This is a genomic window from Streptomyces sp. NPDC001156 (genome assembly GCF_053598275.1).
Genome location: NZ_JBSFJX010000017.1, coordinates 53,925 through 71,632 on the forward strand (window position 1 = coordinate 53,925; position 17,708 = coordinate 71,632).

At 70.7% G+C, this 17,708-nt stretch carries 21 protein-coding genes; 4 read left to right on the top strand and 17 right to left on the bottom strand.

The genetic code is table 11. The features are described from left to right. Positions 1 to 284: 284 nt before the first annotated feature. Positions 285 to 1,265, bottom strand: coding sequence for an asparaginase (locus ACWDA7_RS11945; protein ID WP_450603988.1), 981 nt, complete (start codon positions 1,263 to 1,265; stop codon positions 285 to 287). Between the two features lie 137 nt (positions 1,266 to 1,402). Continuing rightward, entirely contained in the window at positions 1,403 to 2,005 is a 603-nt protein-coding gene (locus ACWDA7_RS11950) for an RsiG family protein (RefSeq protein WP_450603989.1), read from the bottom strand. A gap of 261 nt (positions 2,006 to 2,266) precedes the next feature. On the opposite strand from ACWDA7_RS11950, the gene dtd reads away from it, so the two are divergent. Continuing rightward, complete coding sequence (gene dtd / locus ACWDA7_RS11955; protein WP_359406042.1) at positions 2,267 to 2,692, top strand: D-aminoacyl-tRNA deacylase; 426 nt, start codon at positions 2,267 to 2,269, stop codon at positions 2,690 to 2,692. Between the two features lie 3 nt (positions 2,693 to 2,695). Here the strand turns inward: dtd and ygfZ are convergent, their stop codons facing one another. From ygfZ to ACWDA7_RS11985, 6 genes are all read right to left on the bottom strand, one after another. Further along, a complete protein-coding gene (ygfZ, locus tag ACWDA7_RS11960) occupies positions 2,696 to 3,661 on the bottom strand; it encodes a CAF17-like 4Fe-4S cluster assembly/insertion protein YgfZ (RefSeq protein WP_450603990.1) in 966 nt (321 codons plus the stop codon). Between the two features lie 10 nt (positions 3,662 to 3,671). Then, entirely contained in the window at positions 3,672 to 4,109 is a 438-nt protein-coding gene (locus ACWDA7_RS11965; RefSeq protein ID WP_450603991.1) for a Fur family transcriptional regulator, read from the bottom strand. Between the two features lie 16 nt (positions 4,110 to 4,125). Beyond that, on the bottom strand, positions 4,126 to 4,701 hold the full coding sequence (locus ACWDA7_RS11970; RefSeq protein ID WP_450603992.1) for an FABP family protein: 576 nt from the start codon (positions 4,699 to 4,701) through the stop codon (positions 4,126 to 4,128). A 243-nt stretch (positions 4,702 to 4,944) separates the two neighbouring features. Beyond that, the gene (locus ACWDA7_RS11975) at positions 4,945 to 5,868 is read right to left on the bottom strand and encodes a hypothetical protein (protein ID WP_450603993.1); all 924 of its coding nucleotides are present in this window, start codon (positions 5,866 to 5,868) and stop codon (positions 4,945 to 4,947) included. Further along, on the bottom strand, positions 5,865 to 6,743 hold the full coding sequence (locus tag ACWDA7_RS11980; protein ID WP_450603994.1) for a hypothetical protein: 879 nt from the start codon (positions 6,741 to 6,743) through the stop codon (positions 5,865 to 5,867). The genes ACWDA7_RS11975 and ACWDA7_RS11980 overlap by 4 nt, the downstream gene beginning before the upstream one ends. Then, the gene (locus ACWDA7_RS11985; RefSeq protein ID WP_450603995.1) at positions 6,740 to 7,564 is read right to left on the bottom strand and encodes a hypothetical protein; all 825 of its coding nucleotides are present in this window, start codon (positions 7,562 to 7,564) and stop codon (positions 6,740 to 6,742) included. Before ACWDA7_RS11985 ends, ACWDA7_RS11980 begins: the two co-directional genes overlap by 4 nt. Before the next feature lie 147 nt (positions 7,565 to 7,711). On the opposite strand from ACWDA7_RS11985, the gene ACWDA7_RS11990 reads away from it, so the two are divergent. Further along, positions 7,712 to 8,074, top strand: coding sequence for a DsrE family protein (locus ACWDA7_RS11990; protein WP_359406061.1), 363 nt, complete (start codon positions 7,712 to 7,714; stop codon positions 8,072 to 8,074). A 30-nt stretch (positions 8,075 to 8,104) separates the two neighbouring features. On the opposite strand, the gene ACWDA7_RS11995 is transcribed toward ACWDA7_RS11990, so the two are convergent. From ACWDA7_RS11995 to ACWDA7_RS12030, 8 genes are all read right to left on the bottom strand, one after another. Next, a complete protein-coding gene (locus tag ACWDA7_RS11995; RefSeq protein WP_359406063.1) occupies positions 8,105 to 8,362 on the bottom strand; it encodes a DUF3099 domain-containing protein in 258 nt (85 codons plus the stop codon). Between the two features lie 120 nt (positions 8,363 to 8,482). After that, positions 8,483 to 8,770, bottom strand: coding sequence for a DUF1416 domain-containing protein (locus ACWDA7_RS12000; protein ID WP_134033173.1), 288 nt, complete (start codon positions 8,768 to 8,770; stop codon positions 8,483 to 8,485). A gap of 34 nt (positions 8,771 to 8,804) precedes the next feature. Continuing rightward, positions 8,805 to 9,650 (bottom strand): sulfurtransferase, encoded by an 846-nt coding sequence (locus ACWDA7_RS12005; protein WP_450603996.1) that lies wholly within the window; start codon positions 9,648 to 9,650, stop codon positions 8,805 to 8,807. Positions 9,651 to 9,790: 140 nt separating this feature from the next. Then, positions 9,791 to 9,871 carry a putative leader peptide gene (locus tag ACWDA7_RS12010; protein WP_355139345.1) on the bottom strand — a complete coding sequence of 27 codons (81 nt, stop codon included), beginning with the start codon at positions 9,869 to 9,871 and terminating at the stop codon, positions 9,791 to 9,793. A 200-nt stretch (positions 9,872 to 10,071) separates the two neighbouring features. Continuing rightward, entirely contained in the window at positions 10,072 to 10,806 is a 735-nt protein-coding gene (locus tag ACWDA7_RS12015; RefSeq protein ID WP_450603997.1) for an LmeA family phospholipid-binding protein, read from the bottom strand. 174 nt (positions 10,807 to 10,980) lie between these two features. After that, positions 10,981 to 12,183, bottom strand: coding sequence for a hypothetical protein (locus ACWDA7_RS12020; protein WP_450603998.1), 1,203 nt, complete (start codon positions 12,181 to 12,183; stop codon positions 10,981 to 10,983). Positions 12,184 to 12,191: 8 nt separating this feature from the next. After that, the gene (locus ACWDA7_RS12025; protein WP_359403602.1) at positions 12,192 to 12,446 is read right to left on the bottom strand and encodes a MoaD/ThiS family protein; all 255 of its coding nucleotides are present in this window, start codon (positions 12,444 to 12,446) and stop codon (positions 12,192 to 12,194) included. 37 nt (positions 12,447 to 12,483) lie between these two features. Further along, on the bottom strand, positions 12,484 to 13,338 hold the full coding sequence (locus ACWDA7_RS12030; protein ID WP_450603999.1) for an alpha/beta hydrolase: 855 nt from the start codon (positions 13,336 to 13,338) through the stop codon (positions 12,484 to 12,486). Positions 13,339 to 13,623: 285 nt separating this feature from the next. Between ACWDA7_RS12030 and ACWDA7_RS12035 the strand changes: the two genes are divergently transcribed. Both ACWDA7_RS12035 and ACWDA7_RS12040 read left to right on the top strand, forming a co-directional pair. Continuing rightward, positions 13,624 to 14,403 carry a winged helix-turn-helix transcriptional regulator gene (locus ACWDA7_RS12035; protein WP_450604000.1) on the top strand — a complete coding sequence of 260 codons (780 nt, stop codon included), beginning with the start codon at positions 13,624 to 13,626 and terminating at the stop codon, positions 14,401 to 14,403. Positions 14,404 to 14,452: 49 nt separating this feature from the next. Next, on the top strand, positions 14,453 to 15,478 hold the full coding sequence (locus tag ACWDA7_RS12040) for a LacI family DNA-binding transcriptional regulator (RefSeq protein WP_359403491.1): 1,026 nt from the start codon (positions 14,453 to 14,455) through the stop codon (positions 15,476 to 15,478). 389 nt (positions 15,479 to 15,867) lie between these two features. Here ACWDA7_RS12040 and ACWDA7_RS12045 read toward each other — a convergent pair whose 3' ends face one another. Continuing rightward, positions 15,868 to 17,664: a trypsin-like serine protease gene (locus ACWDA7_RS12045; protein ID WP_450604001.1), complete on the bottom strand. Its 1,797-nt coding sequence runs from the start codon at positions 17,662 to 17,664 to the stop codon at positions 15,868 to 15,870. Positions 17,665 to 17,708 lie beyond the last annotated feature (44 nt).

Below are 17,708 nucleotides of genomic sequence, written 5' to 3' on the forward strand. Positions count from 1 at the left end.
CATCCCGGGCGCCGCCCCGGACACCCCGCGAGCCTCGGCCGCCTGGCCTCCTGTGAGCGCGCGCCGGGCCCCGGACCAGAAGGGCCCGGTCGCCCAGGAGCCCCCTGCCGCACTGGCGCCCCTGTCCGCCCAGGAGGCCCCGTCCGCCCAGGACCGCCGTCCGACGGACCGGCCGAGGACGAGGGGCGGCACGGCCGGGTGGACGGGCCGGCCAGCGGCAGCGCACGCCGTCCTCTCAAGGCCCTTCGCTCAAGAACGAGGCCACGGCCGCATCATCGAACGGCCTAGAACACCGCTCGTATCTCCCCGACCTCACGACCCCCGCCCAGCAGCGGTGCCTTGCCTATGCGGTCCACCACCGGGGCGTCGATGCCCATCAGGTTCAGAGCGCGGGCCAGGACCGGACCCAGTGCCCGCGTGGCGCCGTCGTCCACCTTGAAGGCCAGGGCCCGGCCGTTCGGGAGGGCCACCGCCTGGACCGCCTCCGCGCCCATCTTCGACAGGGCGCCGGGAATCTCGCGCATCAGCCAGGTGTCGGGACGGCGCGTGCCCGCCACGTACTCCGGGTGGGCGCGCATCGCGTCCGCCACGCGGCGTTCCGGCGTGCCGGGCGCCGCCAGGACGAAGGAGCGGAAGGCGTGAGCCAGGCCGACGAGGCTGATCGCCATCAGCGGCGCCCCGCAGCCGTCCGTACCGACCGCCGCCACGGACTCCCCGGCCGCCTCCTCCACCACCGAGTGGATCAGCTGCTGCAACGGGTGCGCGGGATCGAGGTACGAGTCCAGCGGCCAACCGCGCAGCGCGCAGGCCGCCAGCATCGCGGTGTGCTTGCCGGAACAGTTCATGGCGACCCGCTCGCGGACGGCGCCGGAGGCCAGAAACGCCTCCGCCTCCGCGGGGTCGAGCGGCAGATCCGGCGGGCACTGCAGCCGCTCATCGGTCAGACCGTGCTCGGTGAGCATCGTGCGCACCAGGTCCAGGTGGAACGCCTCGCCCGAGTGGCTGGCGGCAGCGATCGCGAGCCGTTCCCCGGTCAGGTCGAGGCCCGCCCGCAGAATGCCGGCGGCCTGCATCGGCTTGTTGGAGGAGCGCGGGAAGACCGGGGCCTTCACGTCCCCGAGCGCGAACTCCACGGAACCGTCGGCTGCCAGCAGCACCAGGCTTCCGCGGTGCCGCCCCTCGACGAACCCGGACCGCACCACTTCGGCGAGCACCGGGGACACGGAGGACGGAGCGGACGGGAGGGTCTGTACGGACGTCGTCATGGGCGGTGGCCTTCTGGACGGGAGGACCCGCCCCGGTGCCGCCCGCGGGGTCCACCCGGCACGGCGTCGCAGGCGGCCGCCGGGGTCCCGGGGCCGCCGTGCACACTCGGGGCCCCGGGTTCGCCGGGGCCTCCGCGTCACATGAGCAGGTCGTCTACTTGTGCTTCCCCCTCACGGTACCTGCGTGCGATTTCGGCGCTGCAGTCGTCCGCCGTGCGCTGCAACTGCTGCCGCCGCCGGGAGACCTGCCGCTCATACCGCACGAGTCGGCCCATGCCCGCGCCCAACTCCTCGTCCGTACGCGCCTGAAGGTCCGACAGCTCTACCTCGGCGAGCATCTCGGCCGCCAGCCGCCGGTACTCCTCGCCGTGCGGTGTGCCGACCGTCACATGGCGGGCCGAGGAACGGTTGCGGGCGGGCGCGTCCCTGAGGATCTCGGGGAGCCGGTTCACGACCCCTTCGGGGATCCGTCCGCCGCGCCGGGCGAGCTCCGCCCGCAGGATGTCGATCCGGCCCTGGAGCAGCCGCCGTACGTAGCTGAGATCGGCCTCGTCCCGCTGCGCGTCCCGGCGCAGCGCGCGCAGCTCGGTCAGCAGCAGCGCGGACAGGTCGGGTCCGGGCAGGTCCGCGGGCGACGGGCTGTCCGTGCGCTGCATGGGCGCCCGGCGCTCCCCGGCGTTTCCCGTACGGGCGGCGGGCGCCACACCTCCGGGCCGCTGCTCGGCACTGGCTGTGCTCATGTACTTACCGTCCCCTCGACCGGAGCGGCACCCCCCACGGATGCGCCGCAACACACGCATCGTGCCACTCGAAGTGGCCGCTATGTGACCGAGTGTCCCCGATCTGCCCCGGATGGAGGGGTTGGGGGCCGATAAGAATCCCCTCTTAAGAGATCACCGCAGGACATCGCGCGGATGCGTTCGTGAGCCGTGGCGAGAAGACCCGGGGACCGCGGACGACCGCTTCCCGGTGTCCTCGAGCGACACGGCATGATGGTCGGCATGCGTGCGGTGGTGCAGAGGGTGGACGGCGCGAGCGTCGTCGTGGACGGCGAGACGGTCGGCGAGATCAGCGGGGAGGGTCTGTGCGTGCTCGTCGGGGTCACGCACGAGGACACCAAGGAGAAGGCGGCCCAGCTCGCCCGCAAGCTCTGGTCGATCCGCATGCTGCACGACGAGAAGTCCTGCTCCGACATCGACGCGCCGCTGCTGGTGATCAGCCAGTTCACGCTCTACGGCGACGCCCGCAAGGGCCGCCGCCCCACCTGGAACGCGGCCGCCCCGGGCGATGTGGCCGAGCCGCTCGTCGACGAGGTGGTGGCCCAACTCCGTTCGCTGGGCGCGACGGTGGCGACGGGCCGGTTCGGTGCGCAGATGCGCGTGTCACTGACGAACGACGGCCCGTTCACCGTGCTGCTGGAGATCTGAGCCCTACGGCTCCACGACCACTTCCTGTGCCGCCGCCGTCGAGTCCGCGACCAGCCGAGCGTCGACCGGGACGTTCCGCTTGACCAGGGCGAGGGCGATCGGGCCCAGTTCGTGGTGGCGTACCGACGTCGTCACGAAGCCGACCTTGCGGCCGTCCGGGCCCTCGTCCGCGAGGTGCAGCTCGGTGCCGTGCGGCGGCAGGTGGACCTCACTGCCGTCGAGGTGCAGGAAGACCAGCCGGCGCGGCGGCTTGCCCAGGTTCTGCACCCGGGCGACCGTCTCCTGGCCGCGGTAGCAGCCCTTCTGCAGATGCACGGCCGAGCCGATCCAGCCCAGCTCGTGCGGGATGGTGCGGTGGTCGGTCTCGAAGCCGAGGCGGGGGCGGTGGTGCTCGACGCGCAGCGCCTCGTAGGCGAGCAGCCCGGCCGCGGGACCGTTCTTCTCCGCGTACGACTCCAGGTCGGCACGCGGGAGGAAGAGATCGCGGCCGTGCGGGGTCTCACGGACCACGACGCCTTCGGGTGCCTCGGCGATCGAACCGGCCGGCAGGTGCACGACCGCGAAGTCGTCCGTCCGGTCGGCTACTTCGACCCGGTAGAAGAACTTCATCGACTCCAGGTAGGCGGCGAGGGCGGCCTGGGTGCCGGGCTCGACATGGGCCCAGACCGTCTTGCCGTCGTCGACCAGGTACAGCGCGTGCTCGATGTGGCCGTGCGCGGACAGGACGAGCGCCTCGGTGGCCTGGTGGGGCGGCAGTTCGCTGACGTGCTGGGTGAGCAGAAGGTGCAGCCAGCTCAGCCGGTCCTCGCCGCTGACGGCGATGACGCCGCGGTGCGAGAGATCCACGAATCCGGAGCCGTCGGCAAGCGCACGCTGCTCGCGGAACAGGTCGCCGTAGTGGGCGGCGACGCCTTCGTCCACTCCCTCGCCGGGGACGGCGCCGGGCAGGGACAGCAGAGGACTCTTCATACCGTCCAGCCTACGATGGGGTAGTTGAATTCTTGAGGGAACAGTCCCGGCACCGGCCGAAGATCGCGAAGTGCTTCATATCGGTTTCGAAACCGAAGGTGTCGCGGAGCTTCGCGGTGAACTCGGCGGCCACGTCGAGGTCGGCCTCGATGACGTTCATGCAGTCACGGCAGACCAGGTGGATGTGGTGGTGCCGGTCCGCGAGGTGATAGGTCGGCGCGCCGTGCCCGAGGTGGGCGTGGCTGACGAGACCGAGCTCCTCCAGGAGCTCCAGGGTCCGGTAGACGGTGGAGATGTTGACCCCCGACGCCGTCTTCCTCACCTCGCCGAGGATGTCGTCGGGGGTCGCGTGCTCCAGAGTGTCCACGGCTTCGAGCACGAGTTGCCGCTGCGGGGTCAGCCGGTAGCCGCGCTGCCGCAGATCGCTCTTCCAGTCGGTGCTCACCACACTGGAAAGTCTAGAACTACTTGAAGAAGGCGATCCCGTCGTCCGGAAGGTCGTCGGGCAGCGCCTTCGCCCAACGCTCGACGTCCTCCGGGGTGACGACCTTCTTCAGATGGGCCGACATATAGGGACGCAGCGGGACCTCCGGGGTCTGCTTCTCGCCCACCCACATGAGATCGCTGTTGACGTATCCGTACAGCCGCTTGCCGCCGGTGTACGGGCCCGATGCCGCCGTCCGGGCGACGGCGTCCGTGGCGATGTCGATCTGCGGCTTCTTCACGGCCAGCTCGCCATACCAGACCTCGACGACCCCGTCGTCGCGGGCCATGGTGACCTCGACCTTGCGGTTCGCGTCGATCCGCCAGTAGCCGGCCTCGGTCTCCAACGGCCTGACCTTGTTCCCCTCGCCGTCCAGCACCCAGCTGTGGGAGTGGTACTCGAGGAAGTCCCGCCCGTCGTGGGTGAAGGACACCTCCTGGCCGAAGTTGCACTTCTCGGAGCCGGGGAAGTCGTGCACGCCCGCCCCTGCCCAGTTGCCCAGCAGGAAGGCCAGAGGGACGAGGTCCTTGTGGAGGTCGGACGGAATCTCGATCATGAGCAGCTTTTCGTCGTGGAGGTCGTGTACACCGGGGGTACGGGGCTCAGCGCTGGCCCTCGTACAGCTTCTTCACGGTCAGTCCGGCGAAGGCGAGCACGCCGAGGCAGACCAGGACCAGCAGGGTTTCGAAGAAGATCTCCACAGGGTGCTCCTCGGTTGAGCAGGGTGCGGTACGTACACAGGGCTGGGCCCCAGCTTAGTAGGCCGGGGCCCAGCCCTCTTGGCGAGGTGCCCGCAGGCTCAGTCGAGCAACTCGGTCTGCAGGGTCACCGTCTGCTGGAAGGGCACGGCGGGGGTGGTGCCCTTGCGGGACTGGATGATCACGGCGAAGACGTCACCGGCGCGGAGGTAGGCCTGACGGACCTGCTGGGCGCCGTACGGCTTGGGCTCGACGTAGACGGAGCGGGAGATGTCCCTGATCCGGGCCTCACCGGGGAAGGCGCTGTCCATGACGGAGTCGTGGGCGTCGCGGATCGCGTACTCCAGGCTGTTGAAGCTCGCGAACTTGTTCGAGGCGAGGTCGTCCACGACGGTCGCGGTGTCGAAGTGGAGCAGGTAGATCCGGGTGTGCGTGCCGTCCTGCGTGGTCCAGCCCCGGGCCGCGATGTGCCGCAGACCGTGGTCGGTCAGTCGCTGGCCGAACTCCTTGCGGTCCTGCTTGTCGGAGTACTCCGCGAGGAAGTTTTCGGTCGGCAGCCAGCCGTCCTTCCCGCGCAGCGCCTTGTCCTCCTGGGCTCCCGCGGGGGCGGGCAGCACCAGGGCCCGCAGGTCGGCGTAGTGCGAGCCGACCACGTTGGCCTCGGCGAACGGACCGGGGCTGCCGGACGGCAGCGGCGGCCGGACGATCTCGGGGAAGGTCCAGCGCCCGTCCGCCTCGGTGGCGAGGCCGGGCACGTCCGTACGGTCCATGCTCGTGATGCCGAACGCCGCGGACGCGCCGACGGCCGCGAAGACGGCGACGGCCGCGGTCCAGCGCAGCACGCCCCTCAGCACCCGGCGGTCCTTCTTCGCGGGCGGCAGCCCAGCAACGGCGAACGCGCCGGCACCGCCGGCCTCCGCCGGAGCCGCCTCGGGCACCGGGGGAGCGGCCATCGGCCGCATGGCCGCGGCATCGATCGGGCTCTCCGGCACCACCGGGTGATCCGTGGTCTGCTGCTCGGTCATACCGCCTCCCCGGGGTCCTTGATGCGGTCCAGTTGTGCGCGGAGCAGGGCCGCCGCGCCCTTCTTGTCCAGTGGCTTGGCCCCGGACACGGTGGCGCTGACCAGGACGTCGCCCTCGTACGCGGAGCAGACCATGAGGTCGATCTTCTCGTCGCGGACCGTCGGCGGCAGGAAGCAGCGGGCGTTCTTGTGGCCCTCGATCGTCGGCCCCGCCCGGAACACCTTCATGGCGCCGAGGAACTCCTGCTGGAAGGCCGCGATGGAACGCACCGTCCGCTGGCTCTCCATCCGGGACAGCACGATCTCGACAGTGAAGGCGTCCTCCGCGTACGCGGTGGAGGCGGTCGCGCTCTCCGAACTGAGGTAGCTGCGCATCGCCATGCCCTGGATGTGCTGCTTGTCGATCTCCTTCTCCAGCCGCAGCCGCTGGGAGCGGGGCAGGGTGCGGAGCGACTCCTTGCGCAGCTCGGTGGCCTGCCCGCCACTCAGCTCGGCGTCCGAGCCGAACTCGCCCATGTCCGGACCGCGGCCGTAGCCGCTGGTGCCGAAGGGCAGCAGCATGCCCTTGAGGCCGGTGGCCTCGGCATGGACCTTCTTTTCCGCCTTGGCCTCCGGCAGACGCCAGACCGGCGCGCCCGGATCGCGGTCGGCGTTCTGAACGGTGACCACGGTGTACCCGGCGCCGCCGAGCACCGCGAGGAGCAGCACGGCGCTTCCGGCGATCGCGCCGACGCGTCGGCGGCGGCCAGGTCGCGCGGTGTCGGGTGCGGCCGCCGCCGGCGCCACGGGCGGCTCTCCGGCCGGGGCCACGAGCCCCGGCTGTCCGGCCTCGTCCACCGGTCCGACGGGTACGGGATTCTGCGGGTTCTCGCTCACAGCCGTCCCATCTGCCGCTCGGCCAGGCTCATGATCTCCTTCTTGGTGATCGCTTTGGTGTCGGTGACGAAGACGTCGACGGAGATGTCACCGCGCCAGGCATGCGCCTCGGCCGAGTACAACGGGAGATAGCCCGGCTTCTGCTCGGGCGTCGAGTCCACGTATGCCATGCCGTCGCCCGTACCGGGGATCGGCCAGCCGTGCGAGCCGGAGTCCCGTTCCGCCCAGTACGATCCGTTCTCCGCCTGATCAGCGGCGTCCAGGTCCTCCTCCTGCCGGTACTGGACGAGGTGGATCTCGACGTAGTGCGTGTCGGTCGTCCGCCAGGAGGTGATGGCCGCGCGCCGGAACTCGCTCGCGATCTGGTCGGTGAAGGCCCGGTCCGGCTTCTCGTAGGTCTCCGCGTACGAGGCGAGGCTCAACCAGCCGTCGTCACTCACCGAGTACGGGGCTTTCCGGGCCCCGGCCGGCCGCTGGACCAGCAGCTTGCGCAGGTCGCCGTCGGTCTTCACACGGCGGTCCTGCGCGGCCGACAGCGGCTCCACCTCTCCCTTGGCCTGCTTCACCACCGGCTGGGACAGCGGCGGCAGCGGCGTGGGCGTACGGCCCGCCTGCACGACATAGCCCGTGCAGGTGCCGGTGACGATGCCGAGGACGGCGGCACCGCCGATGAGCATGGCGGTCCGGCCGCGCCGACGACGGCGGGGTGCGCCGTCCACGGGCCCCTCCGGTGCCTGCTCCCGTCCTCCGGCCGGGCCCTCGGCGCCCTCCGGCACCTGCGCTCCCGGTGTGTCCGGTGTTTCCGGTGTTTCCGGTGCCACGACGGGACTTTCCGGCTGTTCTTCGGGTCTTTCCTGCTCTTCCAAGACGTCCCCCCACGGAACGTGAAGCGCGATCTTGTGTCCGCGCCTCACAGGAGACCCATGGGTAACGTTAGGAGTTGTAAAGGAGTTGATTACGATTCAGGCATGGCGAAGAAGCTCGTGATCAAAGTGACGGCAGGATCGGACGCGCCCGAGCGCTGTTCCCAGGCGTTCACCGTGGCGTCCGTCGCGGTGGCCAGTGGAGTCGACGTCTCGCTCTGGCTGACCGGTGAGTCCTCGTGGTTCGCGCTGCCGGGCCGGGCCGCGGAGTTCGAGCTTCCGCACGCGGCGCCTCTCACCGACCTGATCGAGGCGATCATGGCGGCCGGGCGGATCACCTTGTGCACCCAGTGCGCGGCCCGCCGCGACATCACGGAGAAGGACGTCATCGACGGCGTACGGATCGCGGGCTCGCAGCTGTTCGTCCAGGAGGCGCTGGCGGAGGACACTCAGGCACTCGTGTACTGAGGCGTGCCCGGCAAAGGCGCCGGACACCGGCTAGTGCCGCTTCTTGCCGTCCAGCTCGTCCCACCACTCGTCGGACTTCGGGTCCCCGGACGGGTCGTCCCACCAGCGGTCGTCGGGGCCGCGACGGTTCGCCACCATGGCCGCCAGCGGCGGGATCACCATCGCGACCACGCACATCCCCACGGCCGCGGGAATGGACCACAGCCGTACGACTCCCCAGGCCAGGACGAACAACCCGATGCAGGTGGCCATCATGGCGAAGTAGACGTGACGCCGTCGTGCGTACATACCCCCAGGCTATGCCCGCACATGCCGAAGGGCCGCACCCCTGCCGGCGATCGTCCAACCCCCGGGGATGCGGCCCTTCAGCCGTGCACGCACGGTCCCTCGGACCGTCGTGGAGTGCCGTCAGACGGCGATGGCGACCTCCGCGAGGCCGCCCGTCCGGGCGACGACCGTGCGGTCCGCGGTGCCGCCCGGCACCAGGGCGCGTACGGTCCAGGTGCCCTCGGCCGCGTAGAAGCGGAACTGTCCGGTCGCCGAGGTCGGGACCTCGGCGGTGAACTCGCCGGTCGAGTCCAGCAGGCGCACGTACCCGACGACCGGCTCGCCGTCGCGGGTCACCTGGCCCTGGATCGTGGTCTCACCCGGCTTGATCGTCGAGGCGTCGGGGCCGCCGGCCTTCGCTCCACACATGTGTACTTCCTTCGGTAGGTCCGGGAGTCCGGGGTTACTTGGCGGCGCCGAGCTCGATCGGGACGCCGACGAGGGAGCCGTACTCGGTCCAGGAGCCGTCGTAGTTCTTGACGTTCGGGACCTCGAGCAGCTCGTGCAGGACGAACCAGGTCAGCGCCGAGCGCTCACCGATGCGGCAGTACGCGATGGTGTCCTTGGACAGGTCGACGCTCTCCTCGGAGTAGAGCTCCTTGAGCTCGTCGTCCGACTTGAAGGTGCCGTCGTCGTTGGCGTTCTTCGACCACGGGATGTTGCGGGCGGTCGGGACGTGGCCCGGACGCTGCGACTGCTCCTGCGGCAGGTGCGCGGGAGCCAGCAGCTTGCCGGAGAACTCGTCGGGCGAGCGGACGTCCACCAGGTTCTGCACGCCGATCGCGGCGAGCACGTCGTCACGGAAGGCGCGGATGGACGCGTCCTGCGGCTTGGCCTTGTACTCGGTGGCCGGACGCGCGGGCACCTCGGTGCCGTCGACCAGCTCGCGGGCGTCCAGCTCCCACTTCTTGCGGCCGCCGTCCAGGAGCTTCACGTTCTCGTGGCCGTACAGCTTGAAGTACCAGTAGGCGTAGGACGCGAACCAGTTGTTGTTGCCGCCGTAGAGGATCACCAGCGTGTCGTTGGCGATGCCCTTCTCCGACAGCAGCTTCTCGAAGCCGGCCTGGTCGATGAAGTCGCGGCGGACCGGGTCCTGCAGGTCCTTCGTCCAGTCGATCCGGACGGCGTTCTTGATGTGGTTCTTGTCGTAGGCCGACGTGTCCTCGTCGACCTCGACGACGGCGATGTCGGAGTCGTCCAGGTGCTCCTGAAGCCAGTCGGCGTCGACCAGGACGTCGCTGCGGCTCATGCTCTTTCTCCTCCGGGGCAGTTGCGGCGGGGTGTGCGAGTCGGAAAGGGTGTGATACGCGGCTTGGCGGTGGCGTACACGGCACACGGATGGCCCGGTGTCAGGTCCGGGGCCGGGGATGCGGGAGACCGCTCTCCCGTTCAGGAAGTGCGACAGAGCATGGCGGCGACACGGCACAGGTCTACTGCCCGCCGCTTCGTGAGATCCGCCTGTCGCTGCATGGTGTCGATCGTAGGGACGGACCGCCGGACGTGTCACCGGGGTGTCACATGGTGAGATGCGATCGTCCACGATATGGGAACGATCGAGTGACACGACTTCCACGGCGCCGTCCCGGGCGTCCCGGGCCGTCGTCCCATCTGCCGTACGGACGCGGGCGTCTCGCTCTACGGACACCCGCCGTCCACGGCCATGTGTCGTACTACCCCGCGAGCTTGACGTCCGAACCCTTCACCGTGACCTCCACACCAGCGGGTGCCGCCTGCACCTTGTCCAGTCGCATGCCGCCGGGCAGCTGGTCGATCGCCTGCTGGAAGTCGGTGACGGCCCGTATCCGGTCCTCGGCCGGCGCGACGCCCGCGATCTTGGGCAGGGAGTCGGCGTGCACCTTCATCTTGTTGTTCTGCACGGTGACCGAGCTGAGCACGTAGACCGTGGGCAGCTTCTTGCCGAGGAAGGTCGGCTCGACCGCGACCTTGAGCTTGCCGTTGCCGCCGTCCGAGAGGCCGACCACGCGGGCGGTCAGACCGGGCCCCGCCTGGGTCGGCTCGGCCTTGGCCGTCCTGAGCAGCTCGTCGTACGTGATGAGCGCGGTGCCGGTGGCGTCGGCCGCGGTGGCGGAGCTGTAGTCCCCGGAGAACCTCACGTCCTTCATGTCCGCGTTCAGATCGTCTATACGGATCTGCTCGCCGCCGTCGCCGGTGGGTGTCTGGTAGTTCTTGATACCGACCTCGACGTCGTCCAGCTCACCGCCCGCCATCTGGGTGAGGAAGGGGAAGCCCTTGATGGACACGTCCGGGGTCTGGGCCAGGTTCTGGGTGGTCCTCAGCTTGTCGGCGGCCTCGCTCTCCGCGAAGTGCACCGCGACACGGTCCACGATCACGAAGAGAACGCCCAGGACGACGGCGACGATCAGCAGTATCCGCAGTGCGCGCATTCTCGGTGTTCCCCCACCTCGCCGTCATCGACAACGGCGGTCGCTGACGGCCGGGTGACCGCCGAGCGCGACTGTAACCCTGCACGGCCGGGCGGCCGCCGAATTGTCGATCACCTGTGACATACACGCATCCGGCGGCCGGCCGTGCGAACGGGCGCGCACGGCCGGGCACCGTCAGCCGATGGCACGCCCCAGCAGGTAGACCACCGGCGCCGCCGCCGTCAGCGGCAGGGCGACGCCTGCCGTGAAGTGGACGAAGCGCGAGGGATAGTCGTAGGAGGCCACCCGGTGGCCGATCAGGGCGCACGCGCCCGCGGCCAGACCGAGGAAGGCCCCGGAGCTGCCGAGGCCGGTGGCGCCGCCCATCGCGATACCCGCACCCGCCGCCGCCAGCAGGGCCACGACCACGGAGGCCGCGGTCGGCAGCGGCAGCGCCCGCGCGAGGACCGCCACCGCGACCGCCACGGCGCCCACGGTGACGGCGTGCGCAGCGGCCGCGAGGTGCCCCGCCGCGGCGATCGACAGGGCGGCCGAGGCGACGGTCGCCATCAGGCCGTGCATCCGCGTGTCCGGGTCGGCGTGCGAGCGCAGCTGCAGGACGAGGGCGAGCAGCACCCACACGCCGAGGGTGCCGAGGATCGCGGCGGGCGCGTGCTCCCGGCCGGCCACGAGCAGAGCGACGTCCGCGGTGACCGCGCCCAGGAACGCCAGTGCGATGCCCTGACGGGCCGGCCACATGCCGTTCAGCCGGAACCACCCCGCGGCCGTCACGCCCTGGAGGATCACCAGCGGTACGACCAGGGCGTACGTCCCGAGAGCCGCGCCCCCGGCCAGCAGCGCCCCCAGCGCGGCGGTCAGCGCGGCGGGCTGCAGCCCGGGTTCGATGATCGGCGAGCGCCCCTCCAGCCGGGCCCGCTGGTTGGCGGGGAGAGCGGAGACGTCGACGACCGGGGCCTGGGGCGCGGTCGTCGTCCGGGTACCGCCGCCGCCCTGGTCCGCCGCCCAGCCGCCACCCTGGGCTGCCGCCGCCCAGCCGCCGCCCTGGTCGGCCGCCCAGCCGCCACCCTGGGCTGCCGCCGCCCAGCCGCCGCCCTGGTCGGCCGCCCAGCCGCCACCCTGGGCGATCGTGCCGCCGGGGCCCGGCGGATGGGCGCGGCCGTCGGCGCCGGACGCCGGGTAACCGTGCGGCCCGTAGCTCTGGGCCTCGGGCGGCAGGGGCTGTGCGGCCCCGTAGGGCTGCCCCTCCCACTGCTGCGCGTAGGGCTGCTGCTGTTGCGGATACGCGGCGTTCGGGTCGTACCGCCCCTGCTGCTGCGCCTGCTGCGGGTGGGGCTGCTGCTGATAGGGGTCGTAGCCCTCGTACGGCTGGTTGCTCATCGCTTCGCTCATCCTCCTGCGAACGGCGGGAGCACCTCGACCGTGCCGCCCTCGGCCAGCCGTACCGTCTCATGCTCACGGGTGCCCACGGGATCACCGTCGACGAGGAAGGAGCATCGCCGCAGAACGCGGACGAGTTCGCCGGGGTGTCGCTCGCGGGCCGTGTCGAGCGCCTCCGCGAGCGTGATCGCGTCGTACGGCTCCTCGGCGGTCCCGGCCGCGGCCTTGGCGGCGGCCCAGTAGCGCACCGTGCCCTTTGCCATCTGCTTCCTCAACTCGGTCGTGGTGAACACGGTCAGGCTAGCCCGCGCGGGAGACGACCCATGCGCCGATCCGCTCCAGCAGCTCGTCGTCGCTGGCGTGCTCGGCGTGGCCCATGCCGGGCTCCAGCCACAGCTCCGCGTGTCCGGGGGCGGCCTCGGCCAGCATCCGGGGGTGGTCGAGGGGGAAGTAGCCGTCCTGGTCACCGTGCACGATCAGCAGCGGGGTCGGCGCGATCAGGGGGACGGACTCCACGGGCGAGACCGGGACTGGCTCCCAGCCGCGGTGTTGGATACGGGTGCGCAGACCGTAGCGGCCCACCAGGCGTCCTGCGGGACGGGTCACCAGCCAGTGCAGCCGCCGCATGGGGGCGGTGCCCCGGTAGTACCAGCGCGCGGGAGCGCTGACGGACACCACCGCGTCCGGGTGCGCTCCTTCCTGATGGAGCGCCGCGTGCCGCAGCACCACGGACCCGCCCATCGAGAAGCCGACAGTGGCCACCCGCGTGTGCCCCAGCTCGCGCGCCCATCGCACCGCGGCCGCCAGGTCGAGCACCTCGCGGTCACCGACCGTGGACCTTCCCCCGGACGCACCGTGGCCCCGGAAGGAAAAGGTGACCACCGCGCCGTGACGTGCGAGGGCGGCGGACACCCGGCGGACGTGGGGTCGCTCCAGATCCCCGGTGAAGCCGTGCGCGACGACGATCACGAGATCCCCGAGGTGGCCGGAAGGTGCACGTCCGGTGTCGTAGGCAAAAGGGCCCGGATCGTATGCGGCGTCGATCGACACCCCGTCGACCGTGCGCAGGAACGTCCGTACCGGCCCCCGACGTGCCGTCTCAGAGTGCGGACGAATCGTGGATGGTGCCATATGACCTGCCCGACCAGTGCTCATGTGGGCTATTCTGCTGGGCAGAGGACTCGGGCAGCGCAGCCCCCGGGTCCTTTTGTGCTTTCGGAAGCGTTGTATACGAAGCGGGAAACCGCTGGTGTACGGGCTGTGGAACGCATAGGCGAGTCCCCGGGCGCGGGATTCACCACCGTACGAAGCAGTGCCGCAGACTCCCCCACGGCCTCAGGGCGTGGGAGGTGCCCCACTCGCAGGGACCGAGGAGGAACCAGACGTTATGGGCGAGCGAACCGTGCACAAACATATGTGGACCAAGGCGGGTGAGGCACGATGAGTTCTCTGCTGCTCCTGACCAATGCCCTTCAGCCGTCGACGGAGGTGCTTCCCGCTCTCGGCCTACTCCTGCACAACGTGCGAGTGGCTCCGGCGGAGGGCCCCGCTCTGGTCGACACCCCGGGCGCCGACGTCATCCTGATCGACGGACGCCGGGACCTTCCCCAGGTGCGCAGCCTGTGCCAGCTGCTGCGGTCCACCGGTCCCGGCTGCCCCCTGATCCTCGTCGTCACCGAGGGCGGCCTCGCGGCCGTCACCGCCGACTGGGGCACCGACGACGTCCTGCTGGACACCGCGGGTCCCGCCGAGGTGGAGGCGCGGCTGCGTCTTGCCATGGGCCGCCAGCAGCTCGTCAACGACGACTCCCCGATGGAGATCCGCAACGGCGACCTCTCCGTCGACGAGGCGACCTACAGCGCCAAGCTCAAGGGCCGCGTCCTGGATCTGACCTTCAAGGAGTTCGAGCTCCTGAAGTACCTCGCCCAGCACCCGGGCCGCGTCTTCACCCGCGCCCAGCTGCTGCAGGAGGTCTGGGGCTACGACTACTTCGGCGGCACACGCACGGTCGACGTCCACGTACGAAGGCTGCGGGCCAAGCTCGGACCCGAGCACGAGTCGCTGATCGGCACCGTGCGCAACGTGGGCTACCGGTTCGTCACCCCCGAGAAGGGGGACCGCGGGGCGGAGGACGCGAGGGCCCGGGCGGCCCAGCCGAAACCGCAGGACGGGGACGAGACGGCGGCCGTGTCGGCGGCCGAGGTCACGGCTGAGGCATAGAACCTCGTACGCCCTGCCCAGGGGCGGTCCATCCGCGTAGACTCCGCGCGTGGCCAAGGTGACTCGGGACGATGTGGCAAGGCTGGCGGGCACGTCCACCGCCGTCGTGAGCTACGTCATCAACAACGGACCCCGGCCGGTCGCCCCGGCCACGCGCGAGCGTGTCCTCGCCGCGATCAAGGAACTGGGGTACCGGCCCGACCGGGTGGCCCAGGCCATGGCATCGCGGCGCACGGACCTCATAGGCATGATCGTCCCCGATGCACGGCAGCCCTTCTTCGGCGAGATGACGCACGCGGTCGAGCAGGCCGCCGCCGAGCGCGGGAAGATGGTCCTCGTCGGCAACACCGACTACGTGGCCGAGCGCGAGGTCCACTATCTGCGGGCCTTTCTCGGTATGCGCGTCTCGGGCCTGATCCTCGTCAGCCACGCGCTCAACGACCACGCCGCCGCCGAGATCGAGGCGTGGGACGCCCGGGTGGTGCTGCTGCACGAGCGGCCCGAGGCGATAGACGACGTCGCCGTCGTCACCGACGACCTCGGCGGCGCCCAGCTCGCCGTCCGCCACCTCCTGGAGCACGGTTACGAGTACGTCGCCTGTGTGGGTGGTACCGCACAGACCCCGGCGGTCGGCGACCCGGTCTCCGACCACGTCGAAGGCTGGCGGCGCGCGATGCAGGAGGCCGGGATCCCGACCGAGGGCCGGCTCTTCGAGGCGCCGTACAACCGCTACGACGCCTACCGAGTGGCCCTCGAACTGCTGTCCGGCCCGAACCGTCCGCCGGCCGTCTTCTGCTCCACCGACGACCAGGCGATCGGTGTGCTGCGGGCGGCGCGCGAGCTGCGCATCGACGTGCCGGGCGAGCTGGCGGTGGCCGGCTTCGACGACGTCAAGGAAGCCGCGCTCACCGACCCGCCGCTGACGACCGTCGCCTCGGACCGCTCGGGGATGGCCCGGGCCGCCGTCGACCTGGTGCTGGACGACGGGCTGCGGGTCGCCGGGTCCCGGCGGGAGCGGCTGAAGCTGTTCCCGTCCAGGCTGGTCGTGCGGCGTTCCTGCGGGTGCGAGGGCTGAACCCGGGGCCGGCCGCCACCCCGCCGGAGAGCCTCTGCTGCCAGGAACCGTGACCGAGCCGTGCCCTCTGCCGTGCCACATGCGACGGCCGCTCTCCCCTTGCCGAGGTACCGCTCCTCTGCGAACTCCTCGAGCTCCGTCACCTGCTCAGGTTCCGTGAACTGCTCGAACTCCGCCTGTTCCGCGGTGACTTCACCTCCGCGCACACCTTCCCCGGCCCGGCCCGGAGAGAGATCGCCCAGGCGGGGCTGTCGGTTGTCCACCCGGACCTTGAACACCGGCCTTTCCAGGGCCGGTTGCCGCAGTGAGGTGCCGCCGCCGGGTGTCCCGGACGCGGAACGGCCCGCCGGTGAACCGGCGGGCCGTCACAGACGCTGCGCGCGGCGCGCTCAGAACAGCAGGTTGTAGCCGTTGAAGCCGGTGCCCAGCTTGATACGGGCGCCGAAGAGACCGGTGGAGGCCTTGTTCGTGCCCCGGTACAGCCACAGCGTGCCGCTGGAGTCACGAGTGATGACGTCGGCGATACCGTCACCCGTCACGTCGCCGTTGGTGACGTACTGGGTGAAGTTCCAGCCGGTGCGTGCCAGGATCCTGGGCGACCACGGCGTGTGCGCCTGCTGGGTACCGCGGTACAGGTACAGGGTGCCGTTCGGGTAGCGGACCAGCAGGTCGGCCTTTCCGTCGCCGGAGAAGTCGCCGCGCCCGAAGATCTTCATGCCCTTCCAGGACTTGCTGACGACCTTGATCTTGGCGTTGAACTGGCCGTTGCCCTTGCCCGGGTAGAGGTACACGGAACCGTCGGAGTCCACCGCGACCAGGTCGGGGCGACCGTCACCCGTCATGTCGCCCGGGATGGCGTACGACTTGTAGCCGCCCCACACCGTGCTGATCTGCATCCAGGTGAACTCCTGCGAGGCGTGGTCGAAGTAGCTGCGGTACAGCTTCCCGTCGCCCTTGTCGCGGATGATCAGGTCCTGGTAGTAGTCCCGGTCCAGGTCGGCCTGAAGACCCCAGCTGATGGTCTGCCAGCCCTTGCTCTGGTAGGCGGCCCGCCCCAGCGAGGTGCCCTTGCTGTCCAGCTCGAACAGACCGCCCGAAGGCGTACGGGCCAGCAGGTCGGCGCGGCCGTCGTACGACAGGTCGGCGTCGTCGATGCGCGGCTGGGCGCCCACGGTGTACGTGGAGACCTTGGTGAAGACCGGGTAGGCGCCCTGGGCCGTGCAGCCCTCGACGCCCCACGACACGATGCCGACGATCTTGCCGCCGACCACCAGCGGGCCGCCGGAGTCACCGTTGCAGGTGCTCTTGGTGCCCTCGTCGGTGCCCGTGGCCGGGGTGCCGGCGCAGATCATCGAGCCCTCGCGGAAGTAGTCCGCACCAAGGACCGAATTCATGGCGGAGTTGCAGGTGGAGTCGGCGACCAGCGGCAGGGTGGCCTTGCGCAGGTTGGCGGACAGATCCGAACCGCCACCCGCGGTCAGGCCCCAGCCGTACACCGTGGCACTGGTGCCCGCGCGGTACAGCGCGCTGTCGTTCGAGGCCGCGAGCTGCAGCCAGCGCTGCTCCAGCGGGCGGTCCAGGGTGAGGACGGCGATGTCGTTCTGGACGGTGTCGGGGTTGTAGTGCTGGTGGCTCCACTGACGCATGACGCCCGCGACGGTTCCGCTTGCGTAGTCGTCGAGAGCGGTGGCACCGGCCAGCACCGTGCCGTTCTTCGCCCAGTTCAGGCCCGCGACGCAGTGTGCGGCGGTGAGGACCTTGTTCGGGGCGACCAGGGTGCCGCCGCAGAAGTAGCCCTCGTCGGTGGCGGGGTCGTAGTAGCCGAGCTGGACCATCCAGGGCGCGGAGGCGATGGTGGTCTCGGTGCCGCCGATGATGAACGGGGACACCTTGCTCGACCCGGTGGTGGCGGCAGGTGCCCCGGTGGCGGCCTGTCGCTTCTGCTGCGTGTTCTGGGCCGCCTGCTTCCTGGCGGCGTTGAGCAGTCGGTCGCGCAGTTCCTTGTCCGAGGCCTTCGGCTTCGGGGTGGTGGTCTGCTGCTGGAGTACTCCGGGCTTCGGGAGTCCGCCCGCGGCGGCGGCCGGCTGGGCCGCCAGGGCGCCGGCGCCGGCGAGGGCCAGCGCGAGGGCGGCCCCGGAGAGCGCTGTGGCGGGCTGTCTCCAGCGGCCGCGCAAGGCACGTATCACTCAGGGCTCCTGGGGTGATGTCGTAGAAACGGGCCCGAGAAGGG